Source organism: Pseudomonas oryzihabitans (assembly GCF_006384975.1).
Lineage (GTDB): Bacteria > Pseudomonadota > Gammaproteobacteria > Pseudomonadales > Pseudomonadaceae > Chryseomonas > Chryseomonas psychrotolerans_B.
Genome location: NZ_CP021645.1, coordinates 85,656 through 111,505, shown reverse-complemented (window position 1 = coordinate 111,505; position 25,850 = coordinate 85,656). Strand labels below are relative to the sequence as shown.

7 protein-coding genes and 1 pseudogene (1 of these 8 only partly in view) are annotated in these 25,850 nt (G+C 61.9%); all 8 read right to left on the bottom strand.

Annotated features, from left to right (window positions below; genetic code table 11):
- Positions 1-252: 252 nt before the first annotated feature.
- A complete protein-coding gene (locus tag CCZ28_RS00370; protein WP_205894623.1) occupies positions 253-2,241 on the bottom strand; it encodes a hypothetical protein in 1,989 nt (662 codons plus the stop codon).
- Positions 2,234-4,381, bottom strand: a complete 2,148-nt coding sequence (locus CCZ28_RS00365; RefSeq protein ID WP_140215012.1) for a peptidase M50 — start codon at positions 4,379-4,381, stop codon at positions 2,234-2,236. The genes CCZ28_RS00370 and CCZ28_RS00365 overlap by 8 nt, the downstream gene beginning before the upstream one ends.
- Before the next feature lie 7 nt (positions 4,382-4,388).
- A complete protein-coding gene (locus tag CCZ28_RS00360; protein ID WP_140215011.1) occupies positions 4,389-6,236 on the bottom strand; it encodes an efflux RND transporter periplasmic adaptor subunit in 1,848 nt (615 codons plus the stop codon).
- On the bottom strand, positions 6,233-7,621 hold the full coding sequence (locus tag CCZ28_RS24610; protein ID WP_240795209.1) for a TolC family outer membrane protein: 1,389 nt from the start codon (positions 7,619-7,621) through the stop codon (positions 6,233-6,235). The genes CCZ28_RS00360 and CCZ28_RS24610 overlap by 4 nt, the downstream gene beginning before the upstream one ends.
- A 432-nt stretch (positions 7,622-8,053) precedes the next feature.
- Positions 8,054-8,617, bottom strand: a pseudogene (locus CCZ28_RS24900) (Hint domain-containing protein); the annotation flags it as partial.
- Between the two features lie 431 nt (positions 8,618-9,048).
- Positions 9,049-9,846, bottom strand: a complete 798-nt coding sequence (locus CCZ28_RS00350; RefSeq protein ID WP_140215009.1) for a hypothetical protein — start codon at positions 9,844-9,846, stop codon at positions 9,049-9,051.
- 136 nt (positions 9,847-9,982) lie between these two features.
- Positions 9,983-11,575 (bottom strand): Hint domain-containing protein, encoded by a 1,593-nt coding sequence (locus CCZ28_RS00345; protein ID WP_140215008.1) that lies wholly within the window; start codon positions 11,573-11,575, stop codon positions 9,983-9,985.
- A gap of 3 nt (positions 11,576-11,578) precedes the next feature.
- On the bottom strand, positions 11,579-25,850 hold the 3' end of the coding sequence (locus tag CCZ28_RS00340) for a tandem-95 repeat protein (RefSeq protein ID WP_167509186.1). Its footprint extends 19,760 nt past the window's final position; the window shows 14,272 of its 34,032 coding nt (coding positions 19,761-34,032); the start codon falls outside the window, past its right edge; its stop codon occupies positions 11,579-11,581.

Here is a 25,850-nt window from a genome sequence, read left to right as displayed (position 1 = left end):
AATCGTCGGAAGGGATTGGTACCCCAGGGCCAGAACGCCACATCGCTCCATTGAGCCAGAGGAACACGCCGACTTGAACATCTTGATAAGCCAGCGTTACGACCGGAACTCTCTGAGCTGGGCGACTCGAAGCCAGTGACGTTCATCCAGGAAATATCCGTCCAAAGCCTTGATAGGTATAGGTGTCGTACAAAAGGCATAAAGCCCAGCCAAGTACGAGGTCGCCTGACGCGGGGGCAATGACACCTCTGATTATTTCTTATGCTTACCAACAAAGCCCAATGCCCGTAGCCATTGTCGGTCGCGTCGGAGAGTGTCCGAGCGGATACGCCGATCACGAGCCTCCGCGCTGGATTGCGCGAATGTCACTACAGAGCGGAAAAAGCCACTGTTCGGCTGGACGCCGGCGTTCAGCCGGACGCCCAGGAGGGCACGTAACCAACTCGGGACGAAGCGCTGGAACAACTCGTCCTCCAGGCTCACGATGGCTTCCACGGAGCCGGGGTTGCCCTGTCGCGCAGAACGCCCAAACAACTGCCGGTCTACCCGGGCGCTTTCGTGGAACTCGGTGAGAATCACATGCAGGCCACCAGCGTGCTCAACCGCCGCTGCCAATTTGATGTCGGTGCCACGGCCGGCCATGTTGGTAGCCACCGTAATCCGCCCTGGCTGACCTGCTTGCGCCACCGCCTCTGCTTCGTTGTCGTCCTGGCGCGCATTGAGCACCCTATGCGCCGTGCCCTGCTCATCGAATAGCTTGCCCAGATGTTCCGAGGCTTCCACCGAGCGCGTGCCGATAAGTACTGCTCGCCCCTGCTCCGCCACTTCCCGCGCCCTGTCCGCTACGGCCGCCCAGCGTTCTTCCGAAGTATGGAATACGCGGTCCTGCAAACGCCTCCGCCGAGGTGCCTTATGCGTTGGAATTCGGGTGACCGAGAGGTCGTAAACCCGCTTCAACTCCGGCTCCACCTCCCTGGCCGTACCGGTCATTCCCCCTAGCAGCAGATAACGGCTGAAGAAACGCTGGTAGGTGATCTGCGACAAGGTGCGTCGCTGCCCAGATATCTCGCAGCCTTCCTTGGCCTCGATCATCTGGTGGAGTCCGCGCTCCCAGGTGCGGTCGGGCATCACCCGGCCCGTGGATTCGTCGACGATTTGCACCTTGTCCTCGGCAAGGATGTAGTGCTGGTCGCGATGGAACAGATGCAGGGCGGACAACGCCTTTCCTAACAGCTCCTTCTGCCAAAGGGACGACCGCCAGACACCCTCCTTCCCTGCCACCAGTCGTGCCGTTTCAGCTTCCCCGGCGGGCGTGAGCCAGATATCACGATCGCGTCCGTGAATATAGTGGAGGTCCTTATCCAGACGTCCGGCGAGTTCGAGCGCTTCGTGGTAGACAGCCTCATCCAGATCGTCCGGCAAGGTCTCGGAAATGATCAGGGGCGTACGCGCCTCGTCGATCAGGACGCTATCCGCTTCATCCACTATCGCCAAGTGCAACCCTCTGAGCAGTGAATCCGAAGCGGTCACGCCCCCGCGCAAACGGCGCAGCTTGAGCTGGGCAGCGGAAATATCGCCCAGGGCGATGCGATCCTTGAGATAGTCGAAGGTCAGCTCCTTGTTCGACACATAGACCACATCGCAGGCGTACTGCTGGCGACGCTCGTCGACGGGCATATCCTGCTTCACCACGCCCAGGCTCAGACCGAAGAAGGCATAAAGCGGTGCATTGTCTTCGGCATCCCGCTCAGCGAGGTAGTCGTTGACCGTCACCACATGCACGGCGGCGCCGGCAGCCGCAGCGGTGCAAACCGCTAGGGTGGCGGCCAGCGTCTTGCCCTCACCGGTCGCCATTTCGGCAATCCGCCCCTGCAGCAACACCCAGGAGCCCATCAATTGCACATCGTGATGACGCATGCCCAGGATGCGGCGTGACGCCTCGCGCACCAGGGCGAAAGACTGCGCCACCCACTCCTCTTGCAGCCCTTGTATCTGCAGGCGAGCGGCAACCTCTCGCATCTTGGCGCGCAGGCCATCGTCGTCCTGCGTCTGTACCTGCGCCTCCAGGGCATTTACCTTCCGCACGAAGCGGCGCGCCTGACGAACCGAACCGCCGAACAACGTCATGCGGGCACGCAGCCACTCCTCCACCGCGTGCACCGGCCGCTCGGCACGCTCAAGGTACGCACCGTCGGCGACCTCGATGCCACGGCCGATCAGCAAGGCACGGGCGTCAGACACCGAATCGCCCCAGGAACAGTTGCCGGAGGCGACGTAGCCCCTGCCAGGCCAATGGCTCCCAGCCATGGTCGAAGCGGGCATAGACGCGCTCGCCGAACGCTGCCGGAGGAAGATCCGCGGGCAGAGCAAGATCCACCATGAAAACACGCTCTACTGTCTTAACGCCGTTTGGATCACTGGGCAGCGTTGGAATCCTTCCGCCCCCCGACAAGCCCAGCGCGGGCGTCGGCAATTCATCGACCCCACCCGCAGGTGGGCGGATCAGCGCCACCGACGCGGCATGCCGGATGCTGTCGGCCAGGCGCAGTTCGGCGCCCTGAAAATAGGCGCGAACCAGATGGATGTCGTCCTGCGATACCACCGTACGGGCGACCAAGGCGTCCTTGGCGAGAACATGACCAATCACCTCGCCCTTCTTCAGATAACGTGCCGGTAAGTCTTGCGCTTGCGCGGCAGCCAGAACCCCGTCGGTCTGTGCTCGGCCCAGCAGGCGCCCTGCCCGCTCCTCGAGCTTGGCCAGTATCGCCTGCTCCTGCTGCAACTGGCGCTCGCTCACGCGCGCCTTGACCGGATCGGTGAACGCCTCCCCTAGGAAACGCGCCTGGGCCTCGTCCACCTTGGCACGCGCCACCTCGATTTCGGTCGCGAGCGAGCGGTCCTCCTGCTCGAACAAGAGGTCGCCCTTGCTCACTCGAGAGCCCGGCTGAACATACCAACTCACGAAGAACCCATCACCGCCGGCCCGCACGATGGACTGATCAGGCAACCACACCACGCCCTCTGCACGGGTGTATAGCGGCATCGGCACGATAAAGGCCAGCGCCGCGACCCCGGCTATCAAAGCCAGGCTCAAACGCACGGCCTGAGCCCTGCGACGTTGCAACCCCGGGCTACGGGTCACATGCCGCCAGGCCTTCCAAAGTGGTACTCCGATCAAGGTCACCAGCCCCCACAGGGCGATCAAGGTGCCAAAGATGAAGAACTCTCCAGATACGAAAAGGATGATCGACAGCGTGACGAACACCCGGTAGCACCAGGCCAGCGGTGTATAGCAGAACAGCCAGCGCTTCTCACTGGCCGTCTCTTGCGGCGCCTGCACGTCATGGGCGCCGAACACGTAGCGATCCCACAGGTACGTCAGGTACTTCTGACCACGCTGAGCTAGATTGGGGATCTCGATGAGATCGCAGAGTATGTAATAGGCGTCATAGCGCAGCAGTGGATTGCCGTTGACCACCAGGGTCGAGACACCCGCCACCACCATCACGTTGTAGGCTACGGCGCGCGCCACGCCTGGCTCGACCAGCAACCAGGCATACAGCGCCAAGGCAGCGATGAACACCTCCACCAGCATGCCGGCGGCCGCTACCACGGCTCGCCGCCATTTGGAGGGAAATGCCGCCGACGCCGAGGCGTTGACATAGGGTACCGGTGCGAAGACCAGCAGCATCACGCCCGCTTCGCGCACCGTGCCACCCCATACCCGCACCGCGAACGCATGGCCAAGCTCGTGCAGCAGCTTCACGATCGGGAAGACCAGCACCATCACCAGCAGGTTGCTCGACGACAGCACCTGCTCCGACAGATTATGGGTCAGCTCGCTCCAGTGCTGCCCGGCCAGCACCAAGGCAGGTAGTACCACCGCCAGCCACAGTGCAAGCCCCAGGCGCCCGAAGCACCAAGCCAGACGTGGCGCCCAGCTGTCCAGGAACTCGTGCGGATCCACCAGGGGCAGCTTCAAGCTCATCGGGTTGAGCAGGTACTGCTTCCAGGTCATCCGGCGCTTCTGCTTGTAGCGCTCGAGCAGCGCCCAGGAGTCCGGGCTGGTATCGCCCTGTAGCAGGTCGGCGCCATGCAGTTGCACCAGCAGGTCCACGATCTCGTTCTGCGTGCAGTCATCACCTGTACCGGCGGCATTGGCTTGTTCCCACAACGCCTGGACCGTGCGCGAACCGTCCATGCCTCGAACCAGGGCGTAGGCCGCAGGTGACAACCGGTGATAGCGACCACCACTCTGGTCCTGCACCACATACCAGACCTGGTTGCGATACAGATGACGCTCGATCCGCGCCTGAGCCGCCAGGCGTGGTCGCAGATCGGCAACGCTGTGCCAAGAGGAACTGAACAGACTACGCGTCATGATTCACCTATGGCATCCAGGTCCACAACCACAGGGTGAGCCAATCGCTGAAGCCATGGGTCAGCGCCCACCACAGCGAGCGACTGCCAACCTCGATCTTCCCAACGCCCTCCATGCCGGGCCTTAGTCGCAGCGACGCCTCGGCCAGATTCGCCTCGACCCGGAAGAAATTTCGCCCGTCCTGCGCGGTTGCCACTGGCGTTACCTTCGCCACTTGGAATGGCATGGGTTCGCCGGCGATGCCGGTCATCACCAGTCGACCGGACTGCCCTACCTGCACATGGCGGATTTCACGTTCGTCCACCTGGAGGATGACCCGGTAACTGTGCAGCGGGGCGATCTCGAACAACGTCTTGCCCGCCTCCACCGGCGCACCGATCTGCTGGCTCAGATCGCCGGATACCACGATGCCGTCGAAGGCCGCGGTCAGGCGCGCGCGGGCGATCTTCTCCGTGATCAGCCTGAGTTGGGCCGACGCCTGGCGCAGTTGCGCCCCCACCACCTCCATGGCCGTCAGGTCATGCTTGGCAGTGGCTTCACGCAGGCGGTTCTCGTACTGATCGCGCTCGCTCGCCCAACGTGCCTCTTCGATGCGCAGGTCACGCTCGTCCAGCAATGCGAGGAGTTGATCGCGCTTCACGGTATCGCCCGCACGCACATAGGCACTGTTGATGAAGCCATCGAACGGCGCCGCCACTACCCGCTGCACTTCGCCTTCCACCACGGTCTTGGCCGACACCCGATAGTCGATGGGTACCAGTACCAGCAGCGCCACCGCACACAGCACAGCCGCCGTAGCCACCTTCCAGGTCAGGTGGCGCGGCCCGAACAGCTTCTCGAAAACACCGCGCACATCATCGTTCAGGCGGCGTAGCACACCTCGCTCGGCCGAGCGCTTCTGCTCGATGATAGGCGCCGCCAGCGCGCCGAAGGCATCCAGCCAGACCTGGTCCTGCGTGGTGAAGGCCTTGCTCTCCCGCTCCAGGGTAATGACGCCGAGGCAGCGAGCACCCACCACCAATGGATAGGACAAGACCGCTTCGGCACCCGACAGTGCGCGTAGCGCATCATGCAGTGGTGTCTGGCCCTCAGCTCCCTCCTCGGGCACTGGCGACTGCAGGATGCGGTGGGCGTCGTAGGCTTCGTCCATGGCCTTCTGGTAGCTCTTGACCAGGGACGTGTGCTTGTCGAAAGAGGCGGCATCCGACAGGGCAATGAGGCGGACCGTCGCCTGGTCCGTCAGGCCGATGGCCGCGCGGGTGCAGTCCAGGTGCAGCCGCAAGGCGTTGGCGAGTTCGAACATCGCCTGCTGGAGTTTCTGGCCATGACGCAGGGATGCCGCCACCACTTCCAGCACGGAACCCAAGCGATCGCGAGCCTGGGTGGCTTCGACTCGCTCCCGTCCTGCCAGCATGTCCACCAACCAGGCGGCGCCCCAGTGAACCTCCCGCAGTACCTCGGGCGCCTCGCGCTCGGAGATCGTTGACTCCAACGTCACCACCCCGACGACGCGATCATCGATCCGCAGCGGATAACCGAGATGCACGGTGCCATCCGGCCCCGCCTTCACCACACTTTGGTGCAGCTGCAACGTCGATTCGACCACCGCGCCCAGGCGGCCCAACTCGGGCCCCGCCTTCGGCCACACGGCCACGGGGCCATAGCTGTGGTCCGCCGGATTCTCGAGCAAGATGGCACCCGCTCGGATAGCGGGCAAACGACCGCAGAGCAGCGCCAGCCAGGCACGACATCTGGCCTCGCCCGTCCGCGAGGAGGCAAAGGCCTCCCACTCGGCAGCGGCATCCCGGGCCGACGTGCCCGGCGCGACGGCGGCGGAATCGATGACCGTGCTCATCGTCGATCCTCCACGCCGGCCAGGCGAACGGGGAGCCTGGGGTCGGCCGCCTCGCGCAACGGCACCAACAGCCTGTCGATCCTGGTGACATCGGTCAGCAGCAAGGTACCCGCCGCCGCCTTGAGACGGATGACCGAGACGATCTGATCGTAGCGTCCCTTGGAGAAATCGCGCTGGCCGGCACGCAGTTGCTGCTCGGCCTGCAGGATCTCCAGACGGGTCTGCAAGCCCCGCTCATTGCCCCGGCCGGCGCGGGCTAATTCCACACGGGCCGCGCGAATGCTCTGGGCACCCGCCGCCGCGCGGGCCACCGCACCGCGCCAGGTGAACCAGGCGCGCTTGGCCGCCAGTATGGCGGAGCGTCGGGCTGCTTCGAGCTCCTGGCTGGCTCGCTCTTCCTGGGCCAAGGCCTCGGCCACCTTGGCCGATTGAGCGCCGCCCGAAAAAAGCGGTACGTTCAGTTGCACCCCGATACTGCCTTGAGTGATGTCATAGCCGGCCTGCCCGGGAAAGCCACCCACCGCCTGGCTGTTCTTGCCATAGCTGGCCACCAGGTCCAGGGTAGGGGAATGCCCGGCACGCTGCTTGAGCACCTCGGCTCCGGCAGCTTCATAGGCCCGCTGCGCGGCCAATACGGTTGGATTACCCGCTTGCACCTCGCGCAACCAGGCATCCAATGTCTGCGTCGCCGGGTCGAGCAGCTCCACGGAGCCGATCAGGTGCGGCAAGTCGAGGTCCTGTAGCGGCCCGACCCACTGCTCCAGGGCGGCGCGCTTGAGCTCGATCTCCGCCTCGGCGACGACACCGTCCGCCCGCGCCTGCTCGAGCTTGGCCAAGGCCTCCTCGGTCTGGGGATGGCTGCCGCCGCCCAACTCTTCAGCGCGAACCGACACCCGCCATTGCTGCTCGAGCGCGGCTACCTGCTGGTCGGCGAAGGCTTTCGCATCCCGGGCGGCCAGCAGATCGAACCAGGCCTCCACCAGCCGAGCCGCCAATTCCTGTTCCGCGGCGGTCAGTTGATACTCGGCCTGAGCCACCATGATCTTCGCCTGCTCCACCCCCACCAGGTCGGCAGGACGCCAGAGCGGCTGTGTCAGGCTCAGTTGCGTCGAGTGGTTGTTGTATTCGTCACTGGCCCTGGGCGTAGTATCGTCGCGAGTCTGGTAGTTACGTGAATTGGCATGGGTGCCGGCACTCATACTGAGCTGGGGCAACAGAGCGCCGAAGGCCTGCTTCTCACGGGCCTGCGCGGCCAAAACCGCAGCCTTGGTCCCCAGGAACGTCGGCTCGCTGGTACGGGCACGCTCCAGCAAATCCCTCAAGGAAAGGGGCTGCGCCTGGACACTCACGGCGCCCAGCAGCACGATGAGCCACGACCACCGCATCTTTCGCTGCCAGCCACCCCTCCCACTGGACGTGCCTATCCGCGACTGGCTAACGGGCGAATCCGCTAGCGGGGAAGTGATTACCCGTTGCTCGCCCTCAGGCAGGCTACCTTCCGTTGTCTCTTGGCCTCGGTCAGTCGCACTGCGAACCCAGAAGCCGTGCTTCCCGCCTACGTAATAGGTATGGAAGTCTTCAACCTCTAGGTTGAAAACAGGCACTCGTAGGTAGGGATCGTCACTTGCTAGCACCTCGGTGGGAAGATAGAGGAATTTCTCCTCCACTGACTCATCGACAGCAGCGTAATTGGCGTAATCGAATACCGAGCCATGCCCATCCGGGCCCAGCGTACTCGAAACCCAGCCAATGCCCTCTTGCCCCGTGCGGTATATCCGACTTATGGCCCCTACAAAGGCACGACAGCCATCACCCTGGCGTAACCACTGCATAGGTTTGAGTTCATCAGCTCGTGTCCAGCCAATACCCTCCACCCAGAAGGGGTGGTTTCCTGTCGCCACAACGAAATAGGAGGGATCGGGGAAAACCCAGCCTTCTGGATGAATGCCTATATTGAAAATAGGCTGAGGATCATGCGCAAAGGTTCTGACCACGCGCTTGTATTCCGGCTGCCCGGAACCGTCCTCGGGACTGGAAAGTACCCAGTCCCCTACCTGGATTTCCTCAATCGGCTTCTTACCGTCCTTCGTATAAACGCGCGTGCCTTTGATGAAGCACCCGCTGACCGGCGACGGGTAACGAATATCCCCGTCGACCTTGGGCAGCTTGTCGGCAATGGCTTCGAGCAAGGCCTTGCTTGATAGCCTCAAGTCGTTGATCGCGTCCTGGACCCTTTTCTGCAGCGGTTCGAGCCAGGACCGGCTAGCGAACCCAAGGCAAATGGCAGGGCCCCGACCCAAAAGCAGATGATGCGGTCTCCAGCCTTCCCATGCTCGATCGACCACTAGCTTTTTCAGTGATGAATACACACCGATCTCCATTCGGTATAGATGCAGCGCCAAGGCGTAGGCTTTGCCCTGCTGATCACGTGACGCAACGGTTCGAAGCTACTGCGGGATGCCGAGGATTTCAGCCGCTAGGCGCTGTAGGGGCTGAAATCGGGGCTGTGCGGTCTCTTGCACCGCCCAAAGGCCATACCAACTCTCCACGGGCGGTAAAATTCACACAGGTAAAAGCGCCCTATGCGGACTCTAATCTAGTCAACAGTTCCGAGATTCCGCCTTGGTACAAGCGCGCTCCTCTGATTACTCAGCTATTTGCAGAAGGGTGGATTCTGACGTTGGTGTTGGGCCGAAGAGAGAGGGCTTGCGCCGCAAAAAACCACGTCCCTGACAAGATCTCCACTTGTGCTGCGCAGGCGACAGCAAACTTACATAGCAATTATGTTCACCAGCCGCACCACAAATACCTGTTAACCTTCAGGGCTCGCTATAAAATCAACATGGCGCACCCACACACCCAGGGTATCCACAAAATAGGTATGGTAGTCCTCGACTTCCACATTATAAACCGTAGCATGGTACCAAGAGCTTCTCAGTGTTCCTGGCGGATCGCCCTCATAACAGGCATTATTAGGATTCAGGTTCACGTGCGTCCAAAACTCATCCTCCATAGCACGATCCCCCTCTATCGGAACCTCGGGCAGAACGCGATTGTTCTCAAGGCTAATAAAAACTCCGGTAGTCCCAGGCTCCAAGGTCCCATAGGGATTCCATATTTGATTCGTTTTGTCTGTTTGATAAGCCGGAATAGACTGAGATACCTTTACAATACAGCCATCATGCAACATCAGTTTCATACCTGGCGCCAGCAAATCTGCTCGGACCCACTCCCTGCAAGGCCAAGGCCGATTCTCGTAAGCATCAAGGATACGGCTGTCGGCATGAAACAATTCATCCTGATCGGACTCCACCACCCAGAATGGGTGGTCAGGTGTGGTAATCACAAAGCTGTTATCGTGGGCGTCCAGATACTGTTGCTGGGTGGTTCGCTTGGCCGCGGCCTCTTCGTGCAGGCTCATGTCGTACCAAGAAACAAGCCAAGTCTCGCAATTCTCCCGCTTCACTGTACGGACAACACGTTTGTAGGCGACCTCTCCCTCGCCACTCTCCGACTTGGACAAGACATAGTCGCCTACTGCGATCTGCTCAACGGGTCTGAGCCTATCCTTGGTGTGGACTAAAGTTCCCGCGACGAAACCTATTTGCATAGCCCCTCCCTGCAGAAAAAGTCGCCGTGCTCTTTTTGCCCGGGCTAAATGCCCCTCCTTGATGCCTCATGCTTGTAGTTCGCATTACGGCTCTTGAGGCGCCCCTACCCCTCACGCTGTAAAACCCTACTGCTCTTTAGAGGCTCACATCATAACAATTGGTATTGTGCACCCACACTCCTAAGGCATCCACAAAATAGGTATGGTAGTCCTCGACCTCCATATTATGGACCGTAGTGTGAAACCAAGAGCTTTTAACTGTTCCTGGCGGGTCGCCTTCATAGCAGGCTTCATTAGGATTCAGATTAACGTATTTCCAAAACTCATCCCCCATAACTCTACGTCCCGCCAGCGGAACCTCTGGCAGAACACGACCATCAAGATTAATAAGTATCCCGGCAGTCCCACCTTCTAGTTCTCCATAGGGAGTCCATACTTGGTTTGCTTTACCTGCTTGATAAGCAGGAATAGACGCCCATACCTCTACAATACGACCGTCATGCAACATCAGCTTCATACCTGGCGCCAGCAAGTCTGCTCGAACCCACTCTCTGCGAGGCCAAGGCCGATCCTCGTAAGCATCAAGTATGCGGTTGCTGGCATGAAACAACTTGTCCTCATCGGACTCCACTACCCAGAATGGGTGGTCAGGGGTAGTAATCACAAAGCTGTTGCCGTGAGCGTCCAGATACTGTTGCTGCGTAATACGCTTGGCCGCGGCCTCTTCGTGCAAGTTCTCGTCAAACCAAGAAACAAACCACGTTTCGCAATTCTCCCGTTTCACTGTACGCACGACACGTTTGTAGGCGACCTCTCCCTCGCCACTCTCCGGCTTGGACAAGACATAATCACCTACCTCGATCTGTTCGATAGGCCTGAGTCCCTCCTTGGTATGAACCAAGGTACCGGCGACGAAGCAGGCTCTTTTCTTCTCGGTATCATGCTGCGCTTCTTCCTTGCTTCTTTGCCGCAAAGCGGCACCGACTGGATGCCCAAAACTTTTGCTATTGGCAAGCCGCACTCTCTCACAATTCGTGTTGTGCACCCAGAATCCCTTGGCACCGACGTAATAGGTATGGAAATCCCCAACTTCCAAATTGTATACAGCCACACGCAGGTAGGGATCATCGCTCGCCAGTATTTCATCAGGCAGATAGGTGTATTTCTTCTGTTCGGACTCACCAATGACTGCGTAATTAGCGTAATCGAAGACTCTGCCTCGACCTTTCAAGCTATTTGTATCCTGGATCCAGCCAATACCCTCCTTCCCTACACGGTATACTTGGCTCACGCCGCCCACATAAGCCAGACCGCCATCCTCTTGGCGCAACCATTGCTGGGGTTTGAGCGCATCAGCCCGTGTCCAACCGACGCCTTCCACCCAAAATGGGTGGTTTCCGGTCGCCACGATGGCATAAAAGCTGTCCGATGGCTCCCACCCCTCAGGGTGGATAGTGACGCGGACAATAGTCTGTCGCTCATGCTTAAAGGTTCTGACCACCCGCTTGTACTCAGGGCTGCCGCTGCCATCCTCAGGACTGGAGAGCACCCAGTCGCCGACCTTGATCTCCTCGATCGGCTTGAGCCCGTCCTTGGTATGAACGCGCGTCCCTTTGATGAAGCAGCCACCCGCCTGCACTGGGTGGCTGATGTCCTCATCGACCTGGGACAGCTTGGCGGCAAGGGCGCCGTATGGCGCCTTTACCGGGACGATCAGTCGTTGTGCCATGCCTCAGCGCCCCTGCCGCCCGATGGGAAATACCAAGCCGGTGATATCGCCCAGGTTGCACTCGTCATCCTGCCGACTCAGCGGCGGCAGCCAGGTGGTTGACAGGTCGCAGGCTTGCAGCCCAGATGGCGTGGTGTCCCAGTCGATCCGTGGCCGTTCGCCGCTCGACTGCCTCAGGATGAGGTAACGGTCGGACTGCGATGCGGCAGGCTGGCAGGACAGCGACGACTGCAAGCGGAGGGTTGCTCCCGACAGCATGCAGCTACTGGGCATGACAGTAAGGCCAATGCTCGCGCGAGTGGTTTTCCGACCATCCGAGACGGCATAGGTAAAGCTGTCGGTTCCGCTGTAGCCGGCGTGCGGACGGTAGAGATAGCTGCCATCGTTATCGCGGAACAGGGTGCCATGTGCAGGCTTGCCCAGCGTCAATTGCAGCGCATCGCCCTCTGCGTCGCGCACCAGTGCCGTGAAATCGATCCGTACCCAGCCGTTGCGCAGCAGCGTGAAGCTTGCATCCTGCGCTATCGGGGCGGTGTTGAAAGAGATGACCTTCACCTCGATGTCAGCCATGGTGACGGCCTGGGCCTGGTTGCTCCGCTCGGTCGTCGCGGCCACCACCTTGAGCATGAAGCTGCCGGTGAAGTCCTGGGGCGGCCGGATGCCAAGCTGGTCCAGTTGCCAGCCGGTAATATCGACCGTGCTGGCACCCGCTTTCGAGGTAAAGCTGCGTATGCCATCGGTGAGCACAGCACCCACCGGCACAGCCTCGATCCTCAGCGCCAGGGACTCGGAGCCGTCAGTGTCCTGGAGCGAGGCGCCGATGACGGACAGTCGGATAAGCGAATTTTCTTGCCCGACGTTGGCTGGCAGGGTTTCGGTGAGCACGATGTCATCGACCATCATGCCGCGGCCATTGACGCTGGAGCGTTCGGCCTCAGAGACGATGCGGATGGTCTGCATGCCACCCGTGCCGGTGAACTGGACGCTGCGCGCTTGCCAGTCCAGCCCTTGCCAACCACTGGTGCTGGCATCTCCACCGACGCGTACGCCGTCGACATAGATACCGATACGGGTGTAGTCAGCGCCGTAACCCATACGGCCGGCCAGATCCAGGCTCAGGGTATAGCGGGCGCCCGCAACCGTCTGCACACTGCGCTCGATACCAAGGGTCTGGTGCATCACCGCGGCGGAATCGTTCAACTCCAGCCAATTTTGACCATTACCCGCCATCGCATTGACCGGGCGCAGCCTGTACCGGGCATCCATCATCCAGTCACCGTTGCTCCAGATCTCGAAGCCGTTGTTGCCACCCCAGCTTGAATCCGGGTGGGTGATCAACGTCCAGCCTTCCAGTTCACGGGCCTTGACCAGGGTGGAGGTGACGCTGCGATTGGCCACCGATTCCCAGCCAGTACGGAACACCTCGCGGGTCTGCCGTTGCGGATCGCTCAGCACCAGGCTCGGTGCATCGGCTAACGGGGTCACCACCAGCCGCACCGTGGCCACGCCGGACTCGGCCTGGCCATCGCTCAGCCGGTAGGTGAAGCGATCCTCGCCACTCCAGTCAGCCACCGGGGTGTAGGTCAGGCTGCCGTCAGCATTGCGCACCAATCGGCCATGGGCTGGCCCCTCCAGCAGTTGCAGCTGCAGGCGGTCGCCCTCTACGTCGCGGTCGTTGCTCATGGGCCAGAGGGTGATGCTGGCGTCTTCGTTCAGGGTGGCGTAGTCGTCGAGCGCCACCGGCGCATCGTTGACCGCGGTGATCGTCAGGCGTACCACGCCCGCCACACTGGCTTGACCGTCGCTAACCTGGAAGGTGAAGGCATCTTCGCCGTGGTAGTCGGCCGCCGGCGTGTACGTCCAGGTGCCGTCCGCATTGCGGGTCAGTTGGCCATGGCTCGGTTGTAGAGCGCTGACCGTGAGCGAGTCGCCATCCACATCCCGGGCCTGCGCCAGCAGGTCGAGCACGAGCCGGCCATCCTCCAGCAAGGTCGCGGCCAAGGGGCTGACCACCGGGGCGTCGTTCACCGGTACTACTACTATACGTACCTCGGCCGTTGCGGAGTCTGCCTGGCCATCGTTGGCGCGGTAGGTGAAGCGGTCTTCGCCATGGAAATTCGCCTCGGGGATGTAGAGGAAGCTGCCATCCGCGCCCAGCTCCAAGCGGCCGTGTCGCGGCCCGCTGAGCACCCGGATGCCGAGTACGTCGCCCTCCACGTCCCGGGCGCCCTGCAACAGGTCCAGGGTTACGGTGGCGTCCTCATCCAGGGTCACCTCGAAGTCCGTCACCTGAGGCGCGTCGTTCACCGGCATCACGTTCAGGGTGACGCTGGCCGGTGCGGAAGCCAGCGAGCCATCGGTTACCCGATACGTGAAGCCATCGGTACCGTTCCAGTTGGCGTCCGGGGTGTAGGTGAAACCGCCGTCGGCGTTCAGCGACAACTGCCCATGCTGCGGGCCGGACAGGATTTCGACGGTGAGGGCATCGCCTTCGATGTCGCTGGCCAGGGCCAGCAGGTCGAGGGCAAGGGTGCTGTCCTCCTCCAGGGTGAAGCGAGCGTCACCGGTCACAGGCGCATCGTTTACCGGCGTCACGTTCAGGGTGACGCTGGCCGGCGCGGAAGCCAGCGAACCATCGGTTACCCGATACGTGAAGCCATCGGTGCCGTTCCAGTTAGCGTTCGGGGTGTAGGTGAAGCGGCCATTGGCGTTCAACGCCAACTGGCCATGCTGCGGCCCGGACAGGATTTCGACGGTAAGGGCATCGCCTTCGAGATCGCTGGCCAGGGCCAGCAAGTCGAGGGCAAGGGTGCCGTCCTCCTCCAAGGTGAAGCGGGCATCAGTGGTTACCGGAGCGTCGTTCACCGGCGTCACGTTCAGGGTGACGCTGGCCGGGGTAGAAGCCAGCGAACCATCGGTTACCCGATACGTGAAGCCATCGGTTCCGTTCCAGTTGGCGTCCGGGGTGTAGGTGAAACCGCCATCGGCGTTCAGCGACAACTGCCCATGCTGAGGACCAGACAGGATTTCGACGGTGAGGGCATCACCTTCGATATCGCTCGCCAGGGCCAGCAGGTCGAGGGCAAGGACGCCGTCCTCCTCCAGGGTAAAACGGGCATCACCGGTCACAGGCGCATCGTTTACCGGCGTCACGTTCAGGGCGACGCTAGCCGGCGCGGAAGCCAGCGAGCCATCGGTTACCCGATACGTGAAGCCATCGGTGCCGTTCCAGTTGGCATCTGGCGTGTAGATGAAGCTGCCATCGGCGTTCAGCGCCAACTGGCCATGCTGCGGGCCGGACAGGATTTCGACGCTGAGGGCATCGCCTTCGATATCGCTGGCCAAGGCCAGCAGGTCGAGGGCAAGAGCGCCGTCCTCCTCCAGGGTGAAGCGGGCATCACCGGTTACCGGCGCGTCGTTCACCGGCGTCACGCTCAGGGTGATGCTCGCTGGCGCGGAGGCCAGCGGGCCATCGGTTACCCGGTAGGTGAAGCCATCAGTGCCGTTCCAGTTAGCGTCTGGCGTGTAGGTGAAGCTGCCATCGGCGTTCAGCGACAACTGGCCGTGCTGCGGCCCGGATAGGATTTCGACACTGAGGGCATCGCCTTCGATATCGCTGGCCAGGGCCAGCAGGTCGAGGGCAAAGGTGCTGTCCTCCTCCAGGGTGAAGCGGGCATCGGTCGCTACCGGCGCGTCGTTCACCGGGGTAACGGTGAGCGTCACGGTGGCCAAGTTGGATTCCAGCCGGCCATCGCTGAGCCGGTAGGTGAAGCTGTCCTCGCCTGACCAGTTGGCGGCCGGCACATAGCGCAGGCGACCTTCGATCGTTAGCTCTAGGGTGCCATGGGCGGGGCCGGTAACGACCACTGGCTGCACGCCCACCTGGTCGGCACCGAGGTCGTTAGCGATCACGTCGATGTCCAACGGGGTGTCTTCAGCGGTGGCCACAACATCGTCGCGGGCCTCTTGGGGCATACCCAGGCGCAGATCCCGCACCGTGACCTGGCTGCTGGTAGCGGCCGCACCGCGCCCGAAGCCGATCAGGTCGTAGGAGAGGTTCACCACGGTGCCTGCGGCGATGCCGGACAGGTCCACCAACACCCTCCGGCTGCCGTCGGCATTACGGATGGTGGTGATACCCGAGGCCCTGTACTCGCTGCCGTCGGCCTGGAGGTTGAGGAAGGCGTCGGAGCGGGTAAGGCCGGAGCCTTTCAGCAACGATAGGCCGGTAGTGGCGTCGATGAGTGCGACTTCGAAGGCGTCCTGCGGTCCCCCATCCTGTAACAGTGCAGAAGCGACCGTGAAGGACAGGAAGCGGTCGTTGGCACCGACGACGAAACGTTGCCGCGCACTGGATTGCGCTTGAGTGGTTTCGCGCAGCTGGATGACATTCCCCTCTGAGCTGGCAGCGCCGGCTAGGGTCCAGGCCGAGGCATCGAAGGCCGAGAGGCCGTCCAGGTCGGTCTGCTGCGCCGCCTGGTTATAGGCACGCGCAGGTACGGCGCCCGTATCATCGGCGGCGCCTATGGTAACGTAGCTCATGCCTTGCTGGACGAAGGATTGGGTGTCCCGCAGGGCGGCAACGTCAAAGGCGCTGGGCAGCCTGCGCATGCCCGGGGAAAGGTATTGCCCCATCACGCCGGCATCGCTCACCACGGAAGGCAAGCCAACGACGTGGCCCAGCTCGTGGATCAGCACGGTGAGCAGATCGATCTTGCCAGCCGCAGGGCTACCTTCGGGCGCCCTGAATACCTGATCCTGGGTAGTGGCCACATACTCGCCGTTATCACCCGCGCTGGTGTCCACGAACCAGCCCCAGCCGGCGCCCGTGACGTCCAGGGCGATTTTCTTACCCTGGGTAAAGCCCGCCAAGCCATCGGCCAGATCGGTAATGGCGAGCTCCACCCCTTCCAGAAGCGATGGCGCTGCCCCCGCATCGAGCCAGTACTGCCGGGCCTGAGCGTATACCCGCTCGATATCCGCCAATTGAAGCGGACTGACGCCGATACCGCTGCCTTCGTAGTTGACGTTCTGGTTCTCTGGTCTAAGTTGTTCGACGAAACGCAACTCGATCCGTGGATCATCCCCGGTCAACATTGCCTTGATCCGCTCGATTCGCCCCGCAAGTTCTGCCCTTTTAGAAATCTCGACAACCACATCGCCAGTATTTGGGTCAATGACTCTCTGAAAGGTAGTGAAATCCACTTTACCTAGCCGAATGGCCTCAAAGAGCGCCTCAACTTGGCGGCCAGCTGCACGCGGCAATGCGTCATCCTCCCCGCCCAGACTGGATTTGAGCGCAGGCATTTCGAAGCGCCATTTTGTGTTCGGGTTGTGCTCAAGCGCCAATGTCACACGCCAAAGCAGCTCCAATGCCGACTGAGCCTCACTATGAGCATCTCTATCAATGTATATTCCGGCTTGAACACCTTTATTATCAGTTTCGAAGAACTTACCCATTGTCAGTTTGCGGTCGACGAAAATATTGGTATCGCCTACTACCTCACGGCCTTCCACGCGTAGGTAGTTTTTCTGCCCCGCCGTCATGTCAGAGGTTTTCTGGAAGAGAACAGCGTACTCCTGCCTAAACCCCTCAGCATCGACGATCCGCCCAATTACCTCATCTTCAAACTGTAGCCACGGCTGTAAATATTTCTTCGGAATATCGATTGTGATGTTATCCACCACCTCCTGGTACTGGGGACGCATACCGCTGCTCGGTGATCGCACGACAACGAATCCATTAGGAATCTCGCCCTTTTCAAGAATGCTCTTAATGATGCCATCCAGCGTGGCACCGCTCTCGTAGCGAGGAGTTTCGAAGATTGGGGCGACGCCTTCACTATTAGCAAGTCGCACCCCCTCGCAATTCTCGTTGTGAACCCAAAACCCTTTGGCACCGACGTAATAGGTGTGAAAATCCTCAACCTCAATGTTATATACATTTACTCGCAGACAGGGATCATTGGCTGTAAATATTTCCTCAGGCAGATAGGCGTACTTCTTCTGTTCAGACTCTTCGATAATTGAGTAATTGGCGTAATCGAAAGCTTCGCCACGGCCCCTAATGCTAGCTGTCTCCGTAATCCAGCCAATACCCTCCTTATCCGTTCGGTATACCGGCTGTACCCCACCGACGAAAGCCCGACCGCCGTCGCTTAGGCGCAGCCACTGTTGACGCTGGAGCGCATCGGCTCGTGTCCAGCCAACACCCTCTACCCAGAACGGATGGTTTCCGGTTGCCGCGATGAAATAGAAGCGATCCGAAGGTTTCCATCCCTCAGGATGAATGCTGATATTGAAAACAGGTTGAGGATCATGCTCGAAAGTCCTGACTACCCGCTTGTACTCAGGGCTGCCACTACCATCCTCAGGACTGGAGAGCACCCAGTCGCCGACCTTGATCTCCTCGATCGGCTTGAGCCCCTCTTTTGTATGGACGCGTGTCCCCTTGATGAAACATCCGCCCGCCTGCGACGGGTAGCGAATATCCTCATCGACCTTGGATAGCTTGGCGGCAATGGCCTCGAACAGTGCTTTGCCCGATAGCTTCAAGTCGTTGATCGCGTCCTGGACCATTTTCTGCAACGGTTCGAGCCGGAAGCGATTGGCGAACTCCGCTGCGATACTCGGATCGATCAAGGCATTCATGGCCCCCTGCTGCTGAGCTTCCCGTAGCTTGTAGGCTTGCAGCATCTTCAGGTCCGCCGGCAGATCGGAGCGGGCGAGGACCTTGGCGATGGCCGCCGCCTGCTCGCGGTACCACTCGGCCGCCTGGGAAAGGCTCATGGATTTTTCGGCCGGGGTGGTGAAGACCACGTCATTACCGATGCGGACCTCCGTCTTGCTGCCGATGCGGATGACGCCGGGGTCGGTGATGGCCGCCGAGGTGGTTTTGCCTTGCGGCGTCAGTAACTGGATCGATAGCGCGTTATCGAGCGTCGCTGCACCTTCGATCGCCTTGTTCTTCTTCAGCCCCAGGCCGATGAATTCGCCGAGTTTGCTGAAGAAGCTGGAGGCGACTTCAGGCGCCACGGACAGTGTTCCGCCGATGCCGCCGGCGACGACGCCGGTCAACAGCACCTTCTCCATATCGATATCCTTTTGTCCATCCTTGCCATTGGTGATCGCGTAGATGTTGTTCAGGCCGGATTGGATCAAGGTTTCTGCCGCCATGCCCGCCGAAGCGGCGCCAACGGCCCCACCCAGGAACTTGGTCAACCATCCCTTGGCCGCACTGGAGGCCTGCACCGCGACACCGCCTGAGCTGAATTGGATCTTGCTGGCGTAGGCGGTCGCCATGACATCGGTGAAATTGCTGCGGGTGAACTCGTTGTAGCTGATCTCACCGCTGTTGTACTTCTGCAGGCGCGCCTCGTAGCGCTCGAGGTAGCCGCCGGTGAACAGGGTATCGAACCCCTTCTTGAGCAGCGTCACCACCATGCCGTCTTCTGGATTGCTCCAGGTGCTTTTGAGCTGAATCAAAGGTGGTTCGGCCACCACCATTTCCAGCTGCGGCACCGGCACCCTGGTATCGGTGAGCTCGATAGAGGCGCCACGCGGCACGAACGACGACAGCCCCCACATCCAGTTGAAGTTCTGGCCCGTAGCGATCTGGTCGTAACGCGAGGCCGTGACTTCGGGAATCTGAGATCCAAAGCCGTCGCCTCCGGCGCCACGCACGGGGATATTACGATCGATGGGCAAGCTACCGACCAGGCGCCCAGCTGCCTGGACCTGGGCCTTATGGGCCGGCGTGTTGGCTTGGATGGCTGCCTGCACCAAGGCTGCGGCGTTCCAGGTGAACAGCGAGTGGCTGCTGGGCGCGAAGATGTCGTAGTTCGGCGTATGGTTCCACACAGAGGCATACAGGGTTCCATCTGCGGCCAGGCCAAGGCGTTGGATAGCACTGCCTGGTATCGGTGAGGTGGCCCCCAGGTATTCCGCCGGCTGGCCGCCTTCGCCGAAGGGATTCTTGATCACACCGATCTTGCCCCCGATCTGATAGCGCGGCAGCTCGCCGGGCTCGGTCATTACCGAGTCGGTGAAATACCAGTTGTCGTCGCCTACCAGCGCATACTCCTCCCCTTGGTAGTTGACCACCACGATGTCGGCACTGGTCAGGATGTTCTGGCGGAACTTCTTGTAGGCAGCAGTAAATTCAGTCGCCCCCGTCATCGAGATCACTTCGACGTTTTCCGCCGTATCACCAATGCGACCGAACACATCGGTCTTGACGATGATCTTCACCAAGCCCTTGGAGTAAGAGCGCGGATCGGACGCCAGGAACTCGCCCGGGGAATCGCCCGCGGCGATGAACGTTACAATGCCTCCCCTGCGCACATTGTTGCCAGTAGTACGGACATCATTGAGGTTGATGTCGACCACGGCGCCAAAATCGGCCCTAGCGAAGGAGGTGTCGCTCGCTGGAATCTGGTTGAGGTCGAAGATGCGGACCCCACCGGACTCGGTGGTAGCACCCAGGTAGGAAGAGGCGTTTATCGCAATGCCGCGATAGCCCGCCGCTGACAGCCCGGTCGGATTGATGCTCTGTTGCTGCTTGAGGAAACTGGCGCTGGTCGGGTCGATGTTGATCCGGACCAGACCACCTGAACCATAGCGGTTCGACGCCAGGGCTACGTAGAGCCAACCGTCGTTGCTTACCATCTGGCTGATTCGTCCACGCACGTTATTGTTCAGCTCGAGCGTGAAGGCGATATCGCGGGTAAAGGTATCTACCACGTAGATTTTCACAGTGCTGCCGTTGGTGATGTCTCCCCCAGCGACGAAAACCAAGGCGCCGTCAGTACTGAAGGCGACGTTGTCGGACGCCGAACGGGCGATATCTAGCGGCTGGCCGCGCTCATCACGGGTAATCTGGTACTGCAGGGCGATCGGCGCACTATTGGTCTGGGTGGCAGCACCGGTGCCACGGAATACGCTGATGCTATTGGCACCGGTAATGAAGGTATCGCGGCTCGGGTCGCTCCAGACGCGGACCGGTAGGCTTTCGACCTTCGGTCCGGTCCCCTCGATGCCTTGCGCATTGGGTACGCGCGTCGTGCGTTCGATATGGATCAGATGCTGAGACAGTGCGAGGTGCTCCGGAACCGTGAAACGGATCTGGTTGCCCGACGGGGTGACATGGAACGATTGCCAGGTCAGGCCACGATCCACCGACCGCGTCGGCTCGGTGAGCTGATTACCGAGCGGTTGCAGCCAGAGACGGAAGTCGAAGCCGCCACCGCCTTGGGCGGGGTAAAGGTTAGCGCCGGTAAGGACGAGTTCCCGAGTTTGCGGATCGTAGATGGCCGAACTGATGCGTGGGGTAACGTCGTTCGCGCTGAAACTCGGAGGCGTCGGGAATTCCACCGTCTGGTTTGCATCGTTCAAGGCATCCGTTGGGATATTCGCCTGATAGGTGCCGGCCAGGCTGTAGGAGATGGAGGTCAGGAACTGCGGTGCCGACGCCAGAATACCCAGAGCACCAAGAGGTGCCCCCAGGGGCATGGTCATCATGGCGATATGACCAATTTCGGAGAAGAAGGCGTTGAAGTCTACGCCTCTTGCCTGCAGGCGTAGGGCACCGGTTTTTTCATTGAAATCAATACCTTTAGACCCCACGGCGACGATCATCTTGCCGCCGACGGTCATGCCTTCATAGGGCGGACTGGCGGTGTAGGCCTTGCCATCGCTGCCGATCACGCCATTGTCCACGATCCACCAGGTGGGTTTGATGGAGCCATCGGCCAGCGTGATGGTGCCTTCGCGCAGGAAGTAGACCTCGGTACCCACCTCGTAGCGGGTGGGAAGCCCTGTGGTCGCATCGATTGGGTTATCGATCTCCAGTGCCAACTGCATGGGCACGCTGGCCATGGCGCCACGTAGATCGATCTCGACCGCGGCCAGCGTCTGTAGCACGCCCGGCATCGGCAACGGCGTCGCCAGGCTGTCCAGCGCGATGCTCTGGATGGAAGCGGTGGTGTCGGCGGATAGGCTGCCGGGCGCGATGCTCAGGATGTTGCCGACCTGATCCGACAGGGAGATGCCTTCGCTGGCGAGGACTTCCACGGCACCGGTACGCAAGGGCGTCACGTTGACCCGCATGAGCCCTTGCTTGCCTTCATGGACGACCGTGATGACGGCCTGCCCCGGCGCTTTGGCGATGACCAGGCCATCGGCGGTCACTTCCACGACGGCGGGGTCGCTGACGTAATACTGGGTGCCGGCCGCCGTATGGAGGTCCACCCCCATCCCGTTGCGAGCAAAGGCATGCACGTCGATCTGGCGCCGGCCCACCTCGGCGGCGAGATTGAAGAACGGCGGGAACAGATCCAGCTCGTTGTCATAGGCGTCAACCATATGGTTCACGCCCTCCCTGTTGACGGTGATGGCGTTCACGGCTTCCAGGCCGTGGGCGCTGACCTTAACGGTCGCCGTGCCTTCGGACTTGCCACGCAGAATGCCGTCCGCGAGCACCTCGACCACGTTGCCATCCGTGGACACATAATCGAGATAGCCCGTCGTGAGCGTAACACCTCGCTCATCTTCGAAGTCACCGGTGACCTCTAGTTGTCGCGCGGTGCCCTGATATAGAGAAGCCAGCCGCTCGATGTTGATCTGCAGCAGCTTGGCGCCACTGACGTTCACTTTAAGCTCGATTGGCGCGCCCGCTGCGAAGCCATCGTCGGCCTGCAAGCGGATGACGGCTGCGCCGCTGTAGCCGGCTTCGGGGGTGAAGCGCAGCGTCATGCCGTCTGCATCGAGGCTGGCTGTGCCATGGGTACTGCCCAGTACGCGCCAGAAGACGGTGTCGCCTTCCAGGTCCTCGGCGATGCTGGCGAGGGCCGCTCGCAAAGCGAGGTCGGTGTGGGTCTTGAGCGCGGCGGGTTGCGCCTGCGCGACCGGTGCATGGTTGGCGGCGAAGCCGCTGTTGGCATAGAGCACCTGGCGGTCAGCGGTATTGACCAGGCCATCGCCGGTCAGGTCACCCGCGGCATTGTCGTCTTGGCGCAGTTGGTCCCAGAGGACGCTGTCGGCGCCATCGACCCGGCCGTCGCGGTTGAGGTCGCCAGCCAGGCTCAGGCGCAGCTGAGCCTCGCCTGTGCCGCTGACGCGGATGAGTTTGACACCGGCCTCGGTCACGCGCAGCAAGCGGGTGACTTTGCCGTTCACGGTGGCGGTGCCGATGATCTGGGCGCCGCTGACTTCGATTGCCGCATTGTCAGGAAGCGCGCTTTCCAGCGCCAGGATGACCTCGCCCTGCCCGCCCGGTAGGTGGACGGTGGAGGCGATTTCGCTTTCGCGCACGGTGAAGGCCAGGGTGGCGCCCAAGCCTTCGCCCAGGGTGCCACTCCACTGGTTGGTGTTGGCCGTACCCCAGTTCACGATGGCGCCTAGGTTGGCGGTCAAAGGTCCACTAACAGGCTCACCCGTGCTGCCGTAGGCGATGGGCGTGCCCAGACCGGCGTCGCTGAGATGGCGGACCAGGTTGAGCCGCCCTTCACCGTCGTACCGGTAGGCGACAGCGGTACGACCCTCGCCGCCATCCGGCAGGAGGATGCGGGCGATGCGCCCAGCCGAGTCGCGCTGGATGTCGAGACGTTGGCCCGAATCACCACCCTCGGCCGCGATGCCGGCATCCGATACGAGCCACGCCTGGCCGTCGGTGAAGGTCAGGCGCTCCACACGGCCCTGAGCATCCAGGGTGTAGCGGGTGCCGTCCGGCGCGATCAGGGTAAAGCTGGCGGGTACCCACGGCAGGCCGGTGGCCTGGTCGTATAGGTTGTCGCCAAGGCGGACGAGGCTATCGGGACGTATGGCTCCCGCCTGCCCATGGGCCTGCAATTGCCAGCCTTGATCATTGCTGAAGGTCGGATGCCAGACCTGGGGGGCGTCCGGTGTTTTGCCCAGGCGTTCTTGTGTGGTGCCCAGCGTAAAGGCCAGGTGCGCTATGCCAGCCTGGACGTCGGCCAGGCTAGCCGGCACGCTGAGCCAGAGACGGGCGCCCTCGCGCCATGGCGCGGTGGCACCGGATGGCAGCGTGGCCGGCTGGTCACTGGTGAGCTGGGTATCCAGCAACGGCAGGCGCCAGTTGCCGAAGTCGCCGTCGCGGGTGGCGGTTTGCAGCGCCCCGCTCCACTCACGAGCGAGCGCCAGGGTGTGCCCGCCCAGGGTGACGGTCGCGTCGGCGACCAGCTGGCTGGCGAAGGTCTTGGCCGCGCTATCCACGATGATAGCGGCGCTGATTTCGCTGGTCCGGCCGGCCAGGTCCCAGGCGCTGAGGCGCAGTTGGTAGACACCGTTCTGCAATAGACGTGGGTCCAGCGTGGTCAGGGACAGGGCCTGGTTCACTGCGGTGGCGCGGCTGCTCGCCTCGGCCAGGGTTTGCCAGGTATCGCTGCCGGCTGGTGCGAGCTGCAGGCGCCAGCCCATGAGTTGGGTCTCGGCGAGGGTGGCGGTAAGTGCCGTCAGGTTGGTGAGTACGCGTGGCTGGCCGTTCGCACCGGCACCCGTGAGTACCCCGCCCCAGCCCAGTTGCGGTGCTGTGGTGTCGGCCGGGTCCTTGACGCGAATGCTGTGCGTCTGGGTGCTGGCAAAGCCGTCCCGGTCGGTGGCGATGACCCGCAGGTCAATGAGGCCGGGCTGAGTGGCCGTCAGCCGCAAGCGGCCCGCGGCGTCCAGTGCCACCGCTTCCCAGGCGCCGCTCTCGGCATTCAGCCGCTCGGCGACCAGGTTGGCGATGCCGCTCCAGGCCTCGGCGCGCACCGTGGCGACGATGCTCTGGCCTGGCACGGCGGGCGCAGTTGGCGTGGTGGTGACGGTGATGGTCGGCGCGTTGGTTGCATTATCGGCCACTACGCGCAGGACAAAGGTTTCACTGCGCTGGCTGCGGCCATCGGACACCGTGGCAGTGACCGTGTGATCGCCGATCTGGCCAGGGCCGGGCGTCCAGGTCAGGCGCCGACTCTGGGCATCGTAGGCCGCCCCTTCGGGCAAGCCAGCGAAGCCGACGACGAGGGCTTGCGTTTGCGCCACGCCATCGGGGTCGGTGACGGCAATGCCATTGCCGGTTCCGCTGGTGGTCACCGGAATGCTGAGGGTATCGCCGATCGCTACCGCGTGGTTGGTCACCACGAGCGTCGGCGCACGGTTCACGTCGAAGACCCGCAGTTGCACCGTCTGCTCATGGCTGGCGCTGCCGTCGGTGGCGCGGAAGGTGAAGGTGAACGCCTTGTCGCTGGCCTTCGAGTTGTCGACGGTGTTCTGGTCCGGCGTCCACTCGAAGTAGCCGGTGGCCGCATTGAAGGAGATACCGGCCGGCGTGTTTTCGTCGTGGAGCAGGGAAAGTTGCAGGGCATCGAGGTCAGCGTCGACTGCACGCACCGTAAAGCCGATGGTTTCTCCCTCACGGGCGAGCTGTAGCGGCAGCGGTAGGATGCGCGGGGTCTGGTTGACGTTGGCGACCCGGATTTCCAGCACCCGGGTAAAATGCGCCGTGCCATCGCTGGCGCCCACGGTGAAGCGCCACAAGCCCGGAGTGCCAGTGTTGCCGTCTTGCGCGGCAAAGAAGTCCGGCGTCCAGGCGAGCGTGGCCTTGTTGCCGTTGGCCGCAGGCGTGAGGACCAAGCCACGCGGAAGGTCGAGGGCGCGCCAATCGAGGCGGTCGCCATCGGCATCATGACCATAGAGCGTGACGCCAAGGGGTACGCCTTCGGTCGCTTCGATGCGCACTGGAGTGGCGGCATCGGTGGCACCGCTGTCGGCCATTTGCTGGCCATTGACCTCCAAGCCGAGCAACGCTGGCGCCTGGTTGGCTTCGCGCACAACGATGCGTAGCGTGTGGCGGCTGACATTGGGCACCGGATTGGCCGGATTGGTATAGCCGGCATCCTGGGGTGGCAGGCCCAGGTCGGTAACCGTCAGGACGATGTCACGACTGCCGATGTCATCCACGGTTGGCGTCCAACTCAGCGTGGCATGACCATACTGCTCGGCTGGGGTGAGCGCGGCCCCGAGCGGCAGGCCTTGGGCGGCCCAGGTCAAGGCATCCTGGTCAAGATCGGCGGCCAGCAAGGCGACCGAGAGTGGCTGGCCAACGATGGCGACGACCTGCCTGGGCGCGGCGATGACCGGAGCCTCGCTGATGCTGCGGACCGTGAGGACGAAATTCCTGGTCTGGGTCAGGATCTGGTTAGCATCGCCATCGCCGTTGTCACTGGCGGAAACCGTGATGGTGTAGTCGCCACGGTCGCCCTCGCCCGGTGCGAAACGT